Genomic DNA, 6716 nt, shown 5'->3' with positions numbered 1-6716 from the left:
GCACAGCGGCCGCCTCCGGGGTCTTCGTGGGGGTCTCGGAGCTCATGAGGATGCGAAGATCGTCTTCTTCTGGCGTTCGATCGAGGACAGCAGGCCGTCGATCCCCTTGGGGTCGCGGACGAACTTCTGCAGTGCGGGCTGCATCACCGTCGAGGTGAAGTCCGGCCGGCTGTCACGGTCCATGAACTGCGTGAGGTGCTTCGCGCCGGCGATCATCTCGTACGCCTTCTTCTGGAGGGCGCTGTAGGCGGAGGTGTCGGCCTTCGAGGAGGCGGCGATGAGGCTCGGGTCGGCCTTCAGGTAGGTCTCCTCGGCCTGGGGGGTGCCCAGGAATTCGAGCAGTTTGACGGAACCGGCGTGGTTCTTGGGCGACTTGCTGAGCATGATGCCGTCGGTCGGCGCCTCCACGGTGTCCTGCCCGTACGCCGGGTCTATTTCGGGGAAGGCGAAGAAGTCGAGGTCGTCCAGGTCGGCCTTGTCGGTGAACTGCTGCGCCACGAACATGCCGAGCATGTACATACCGGCCTTCTTCGCCACCAGTGTCTGGGCGGCGTCCTGCCAGGTACGGCCGACCGCGCCCTCCTGGTGGTAGGGGAGGGTCTCGGCCCAGGTGTCGAAGACCTTGCGGACCTTCGCGTCGGTCCACGAAGCCTTGCCCGCCATCAGCTCGACGTGGAAGTCGTAGCCGTTGAGACGGAAGTTGATCTGGTCGAAGGAGCCCATCGCCGGCCAGGCGTCCTTGTCGCCGTACGCGATCGGGACCAGGCCGTCCTTCTTCATCCGCTTGCACAGGGCGATGTACGCGTCCCAGGTGGTGGGGACCTCGTAGCCGTACTTCTGGAAGACGCTCTTGCGGTAGAAGACCGCCCACGGGGACGTGGTCAGCGGCACCAGGTAGTACTTGCCGTCCTGACCCTTGCTCAGGTCGTGCATGGCGCTGGGGAAGTTGCCGCCGATCGTCTTCCACACGTCGTCGATGGGGGTGGCCAGGCCCTTGGCCGCGAAGAACTGCATCCGGTAGCCCGCGAACCACTGGAACACGTCGTCCGGCGTGCCCTGCAGATAGGTGTTGATCTGCTCCTGGAACGTGTTGTGGTCCTTGGTGTTGATCGCGACCTTGATCCCGGACTGCTTCGTGAAGGCCGCGTAGACGTCGGCGTACCCCTTCTTCGGCACGGCGTCGGACGCGTTGGAACCGACGGTGACGGTCTTGGAGTCCGACGAGCTGTCGCTGCTGCCGCAGGCGGACAGCAGGGGGATGCCGGCGCCCAGGACCGCGGCTCCGCCGAGTCCGCGGAGAACTGTGCGGCGGCTGGTTCCAGGCATGGGCTGACCGAGGGAGGAGTGGTGCATTTCGGCTCCTACTGGGCTGGCGGTGCCCAGATATGGCACGTCAGCCGGACGGGGGTATGGCGGAGGGTGGGTCGTCGAGGGACCGTTCACGGGTCAGTCGAGAACCATAATCCAACACGATCGAACAAACGCGACCGTCGGATGCCAGGAAGCGTGAACGCTCTGTGGACTCGCTGTCAAGACTTTCCGTCCGGGGAACCGTGATGCGCGAGGTCCGGCCACGTGCCCTGGATGTCGGCGGCCGGACCGGACGGAGAGGGTCCAGGGGGTCGGCGGCCAAGCCGCCCAGTTTCCAGCAATAGCCTCATGAGCTGCAGGAATGCAGACCCGGCAGGCCTTCCGTCGGGGATCTCCGCGGCCTTGCTCCGTCAGGCCGCAGGTCCGGTGACTGTCACCCCGGAAGCAAACGGCGTTGCGCCAACCCTTGACGTGCGCTCGGCGGGTGCGTACACATTGACCGCGCGGTCAGACCGCGCGGTCAGACCGCGCGGTCATGCAGATGACCTCCTTCGATGGAGAACACACGGCCAGGGAGACTTCATGACCACAGGGCTCGAGCGCGCGGCGGGCTCCTCCGCGCCGCGCAGTGAGGACGTGGCCAGACTGGCCGGTGTCTCGCGCAAGACGGTCTCCCGGGTCCTCAACGACGAGCCGTACGTCTCCGACGAGTCCCGCCGACGTGTCCTCGCGGCCGCCGGGGAGCTCGGCTACCGGCTGAACCACGCCGCCAGGGCGCTGGCCTCCGGCCGTACCCGCTCCATCGGTGTGGTCGCCCTGGGGACGGCCGGGTACGGAACCGCTTCCCTGCTCGTGGGCATCGAACAAGCCGTACGGGACGCCGGCTACGCGCTTCGCGTGCTCAACACACCGGACGGCGACCCGCGGAGCATCGCCGGCGCGCTGGAATCACTCCTGGAACAGGGAGTGGACGGCATCGTCGTCTCCGAGCCCGTTGTCGAAGGTGAAGTCCCGCTCGGCGTCGACGTGCCCGTTCTCTTCCTCGGCGCCCCACCCGCCTTCAGTGCCGCCCGGACCCTGACCGTCGGTGTGGGTGCCCGTCAGCTGGCACGCGCAGCCACCGATCACCTGCTGGACCTGGGGCATGCGACCGTCCATCACCTCGCCGGTCCGCGCCGGTGGTACGCCACCAAGGACCGCATCGAGGGATGGCGGGCGGCGCTGGCAGACCGTGGCGCGCATGAACCGCCCGTGCTGAACGGTGACTGGTCGGCGGCCTCCGGGTACGCCGCAGGCCGTGAGCTGGCCTCGGACCGCTTAGTGACCGCGGTGTTCGCCGCGGGCGACGAGATGGCGATCGGACTGATCCACGGTCTGCGGGAAGCCGGCTGCCGGGTTCCGGAGGACGTCAGTGTCGTCGGTTTCGACGGAAACCCCGTCTTCGCCTACGTCTCCCCGCCCCTGACCACCGTCCGCCAGCCCTTCGAGGCCGCGTCACGGGAGGGAATCCGGCTTCTCCTCCACGCCATCGAGAGGCCCGACACCGAACCGCCGCCGGCGAGCGACCCACCCGTCGAACTCATCGTCCGCGGCTCGACCGCACCTCCGCCCTCCCACTGACCCCCCCTTGTGCCACTGCCCCTGCACCACACACCGGGGCACCCCACCAAGGCCGTTCCGCGCCTGCCGCGCCGCGCCCGGAGGCGTCGCGCTGCCGGTCCCGGACGACGCGCCCAACGAACTCCGCCGCGTCACTCCGAGCCGTTCCGAGCCGGCGGACACCGAAACACACCTTCCCCTTCCTCCTGGGAGCCGCAATGTTCCTGTCGCAGACAGGCGCCGGATCCGGCGCCGCTCCGCGTTCCCGTCCCGTCTCCTTCCTGTCCCTGGCCTTCGTCCTGCTCGTCGCGGCGATGACCCTGGTCCTGCCCGTCGGCCGGGCGGACGCCCTGGCCCGTCCCTCGCAGACGATGTACACCCCGCCGTCGGGTGCGCCCTCGCCCGGGTCGCTCTACCCGCGGGCCATGCGCATGCAGCACAACGGCTCCGCCAACGGCACCATCCTCGCGACGTTCGAGCAGTACACCTCCGGTACGCCGGTCCTTCCCATCTACCGCAGCACGGACAACGGCAACTCCTGGTCGAAGATCTCCGAGGTCGCCGACACCCAGAACGGCTGGGGCATGCGCTGGGAGCCCGAACTGTTCGAACTGCCCGCGGCGGTGGGCGGCTTTCCGGCCGGCACCATCCTGGCCGCCGGCGCCTCGGTCCCCTCGGACCGCTCGGCCATCAAGATCGATGTCTACGCCAGCACCGACCGTGGACAGACCTGGACCTTCGTGAGCAACATCGCCACCGGCGGCCCGGCATTCGACCAGAACGGCAACGGCAACACCCCCGTATGGGAGCCCTTCTTCCTCTACGCCAACGGCAAGCTGATCGTCTACTACTCCGACCAGCGCGACCCCGACCACGGCCAGAAGGTCGTGCACCAGGTCACCACGGACCTCCACAACTGGGGTCCGGTCGTGGACGACGTGGCGATGCCCACCTACAGCCAGCGCCCGGGCATGCCCACCGTCGCGAAGCTGCCCAACGGCAACTACGTCATGACGTACGAGTACGGCGGCTCCCCCTCGGGCAACTTCGCCGTCTACTACAAGATCTCCGCCGACCCGGAGGCGTTCAACTCCGTCACGGGCATACCCCTGCGGTCGACTGACGGCACGGTCCCCACCAGCACCCCGTACATCACGTGGCTGCCCACCGGCGGTCCGAACGGCACGCTGGTCGTGAGCGCCTTCAGCACCGGCGACCTGTTCCTCAACACACAGAACGGCGCCGCGGACACCTGGACGCGCATCAGCTCCAACGTCGCCGGCGGCTACAGCCGCGGCACGGTGCCCCTGTCCGACGGCCACAGCCTGCTCGTGCTCAGTGGCGGCAGCGGAGGCAGCAACCTCTCCAACCCCGTCACCTACAGCACCATCGACCTGGGCGGCGGCATCTCGGACGGTGCCACCTACACCGTGTCGAACGCGGGCAGCAACCTCAAGCTGAGCATCGCGGGCGGCTCCACCGCCAACGGCACGAACGCCACCCAGCAGAACGCCGACAACGCCACCGACCAGCAGTGGCGCTTCGTGCAGCAGACCTCCGGCTACTTCAAGATCCTCAACGTCGCCAGCGGCAAGGTCCTCGGCGTGGAGAGCCAGTCCACCGCCGACGGGGCCAAGATCGTGCAGTGGGACGACAACGGCACCCTGGACCACGAGTGGGCCGTCGCCCCGAACCCGGCCGGCGGTTACAGCCTCACCAACCGTGTCACCGGCAAGTACCTGGAGATCCCGAACGCCTCCACCGTCACCGGCACAGCCGCCGGTCAGTGGAGCGGCACCAGCTGTGCCTGCCAGCGCTGGAACGTCACGCAGACCGCATTGCCGGCGCTGGGCACCGGGCAGTACGTCCTCGTCAACAAGAACAGCGGGAAGTACCTGGACATCCCACAGGGCTCCACCGCCACAGGTATGGCCACCGAGCAGTGGCAGAACTCGGCCTGTTTCTGCCAGCTGTTCACCTTCCAGTCCGCCGGCAGCGGGGCCTGGACCATCAAGAACGTCAACAGCAACCTGAACCTGGACATCCGTAACGGCTCCACCGCGGCCGGAGCCGCCGTCGTCCAGAACACGCCATCCAGCGCCACCTCACAGAAGTGGACCCTCACCGACGCGGGCAACGGCTACTACGAACTCAAGAACGCGGGCAGCGGGTTCAACGCGGCCGTCGCCCAGTCCTCCACCAGCAACGGCGCGGCCGTCGTGCAGTGGAACGACCTGAACATCGACGACCAGTTCTGGAAGATCGTCCGCATCAACTGAACGGCTGGCTCGTCAACAGAACGGCTTGACGACGGGCCTCCTGCCGGCTCGGGATCGCGAGGCGAACCCCGGTGGCAGGAGGCCCGGTCGGCGTCTCCGGTCTCCTCGGCACTCGGCACCGGACCCCTCCTCGGACTCGTACACGGCTGCTGTCACCCGACCTGGCAAGCGTGTTCCGCTGTACGGCTCATCCGCTACTGATCGGTACGGTGGTGCCGGGACGACGAGAGGGGCGGCGCGGCAGTGAGTGAGGAAACGGGGATCGGGACGGCGAAGGATGCCGCCGACCATGAGCTGATCCTGGCGTTCGGGCGGTTGCAGGGGGCGGCCAACCGGCTGGAGTACATCCTCGGCCGGGCCCTCGAGGCGGAGTGCGGCATCAGCCATCTGGTCTTCGAGGTGCTGCTGATCCTCGGCCGGGCCGGGGCACCGGGGCTGTCCATGCGGGCCATCGCCCAGGAACAGGTCCTCACGACCGGCGGCGCGACCCGGCTGGTGGATCGCATGGAGACGGCTGGTCTCGTGACGCGCGCGGATTCCCCCGACGACCGGCGCGGGAAGCTGGTGCGCCTGACCGCTCTGGGAGAGGAGACCGCCGTACGCGCTGCCAGGGTGCACCTGGAGAACATCAGGAGGCACTTCGTGGAGCCCCTCCCGGCGGCGGACCGTGAGCGGTTCGCCGAGGATCTGCGCATCCTCAGCCATGCGGCCCGGGACGTACTGCCCCGACTTCCCTGACCTGCGGACCGGCGGCAGCACGGGTCTAATGGCGTTGGCCGCACTTGTGTGTCCCAGTTCACACGGGTCGAGAAATATCTGACGCGTCAGCTACTGTTTGATCAGATGAATCGCTCGCAATCGGCGGGCGCCCTTCTCTGCCGAGGTCCTCGATGAAGCTCGTCTACGTCTTCGACGCCTATTGCGGCTGGTCGCACGGATTCACCGCGACTCTGCGAGAGGTCACCTCGCGCCATCCCGACCTGCCGGTCGAGGTGGTCTCCGGCGGTCTGTTCACGGGATCGCGCCGGGTACCGATCCGCGAGTTCGGGTACGTCCAGGGCGCGAACGCCAAGATCGCCGAGCTGACCGGTGCCGCATTCGGCCAGGCGTACGAGGATGTGATCGCCGACGGCTCGTTCGTGATGGACTCCGAGGCCGCCGCCCGCGGAGTCGCAGCCGTCCGCCAGGTGGCCCCCGACCGCGCGGCGGAGCTGGCCGGCGCCTTGCAGCACGCCTTCTACGTCGACGGTCTGAGCCTGTCGGAGGCAGCCACCTACCGGACGGTCGCCCAGGCGGCCGGGCTCGACGCCGATGCCGTCGTCGCCGCCTTCGAGGCGCCCGACGCGCAGACCGAGGCCGACGAGGACTTCCGCCGCGCGGCCCGGCTCGGGGTCACCGGTTTCCCCACCCTGCTGGCCGTCGACGGCGACTCCGTCACTCCGCTGGCCCATGGTCACGCCACCGCCGACCAGGTCGACGAACGCCTCGCCGCTCACTGAGCTTCCCCCGTCCCCACCCCATCCCCTG

The 6716-nt window shown here is 68.3% G+C and carries 5 protein-coding genes; 4 read left to right on the top strand and 1 reads right to left on the bottom strand.

All coding sequences use genetic code 11. The features are described 5' to 3' along the window. Window positions 1-42 precede the first annotated feature (42 nt). A complete protein-coding gene (locus ACFYRX_RS46345) occupies window positions 43-1353 on the bottom strand; it encodes an ABC transporter substrate-binding protein (protein ID WP_389113423.1) in 1311 nt (436 codons plus the stop codon). 540 nt (window positions 1354-1893) lie between these two features. On the opposite strand from ACFYRX_RS46345, the gene ACFYRX_RS46340 reads away from it, so the two are divergent. The 4 genes from ACFYRX_RS46340 to ACFYRX_RS46325 all read left to right on the top strand — a co-directional run bounded on the left by ACFYRX_RS46340 (window position 1894) and on the right by ACFYRX_RS46325 (window position 6688). After that, window positions 1894-2931, top strand: coding sequence for a LacI family DNA-binding transcriptional regulator (locus ACFYRX_RS46340; RefSeq protein ID WP_389113421.1), 1038 nt, complete (start codon window positions 1894-1896; stop codon window positions 2929-2931). Between the two features lie 197 nt (window positions 2932-3128). After that, window positions 3129-5189, top strand: a complete 2061-nt coding sequence (locus tag ACFYRX_RS46335) for an RICIN domain-containing protein (protein WP_389113419.1) — start codon at window positions 3129-3131, stop codon at window positions 5187-5189. Window positions 5190-5432: 243 nt separating this feature from the next. Next, window positions 5433-5927, top strand: coding sequence for a MarR family winged helix-turn-helix transcriptional regulator (locus ACFYRX_RS46330; RefSeq protein ID WP_389113417.1), 495 nt, complete (start codon window positions 5433-5435; stop codon window positions 5925-5927). A 152-nt stretch (window positions 5928-6079) separates the two neighbouring features. Next, complete coding sequence (locus tag ACFYRX_RS46325) at window positions 6080-6688, top strand: DsbA family protein (RefSeq protein ID WP_389113415.1); 609 nt, start codon at window positions 6080-6082, stop codon at window positions 6686-6688. Window positions 6689-6716: the final 28 nt, after the last annotated feature.

This window comes from Streptomyces sp. NPDC005374 (genome assembly GCF_042872225.1).
Lineage (GTDB): Bacteria > Actinomycetota > Actinomycetes > Streptomycetales > Streptomycetaceae > Streptomyces.
The sequence above is the reverse complement of the archived record's forward strand: the minus strand, read 5'-3'. Positions and strand labels throughout refer to the sequence as shown.